Source organism: Salegentibacter maritimus, assembly GCF_016236915.1.
Lineage (GTDB): Bacteria > Bacteroidota > Bacteroidia > Flavobacteriales > Flavobacteriaceae > Salegentibacter > Salegentibacter maritimus.
The window spans coordinates 1-372 of the sequence record NZ_JAEHOK010000064.1; the positions used below are offsets into that span (position 1 = coordinate 1).

The window sequence follows — 372 nt, forward strand, 5'->3', positions numbered from 1 at the left end:
CCCTCCTACCTGGTGACCAAATTGTGCAGAAAGGTCTACAGCCTGAAGGGAAGCAGGTACCACTCCTTCTATAGAAACATCAAAAATCCTTGTACCTGCTGCTGAAGTCCCAGAATACGAATTCCCCATATATAAACGAACCGCATAGGTGCCGGGACTATCCACCGGAAAAGCATAGGTCATATTGGGTTCGCCTTTGCCCCTATCAAAACGTTCAGTGTCGTAAATACTTACCGGGGTCGTAGATTGATCGACCGTTGCGGTATAACTTGTCATTCCTCCGGAAAAGGTACTGTTAAGTCCGGGGTAGCTTAAATAAGCAGAATTGTTGTTAGCAGTATCTTCTTCCCAATCCAATTTCCCATCAATCGC

Annotated in this window: 1 protein-coding gene; it reads right to left on the minus strand. The window is 46.0% G+C overall.

Annotation, left to right across the window (positions count from 1 at the left end; genetic code table 11):
* On the minus strand, positions 1-372 hold a 372-nt coding region (locus tag I6U49_RS16845; protein WP_198629700.1), incomplete at both ends, for a malectin domain-containing carbohydrate-binding protein.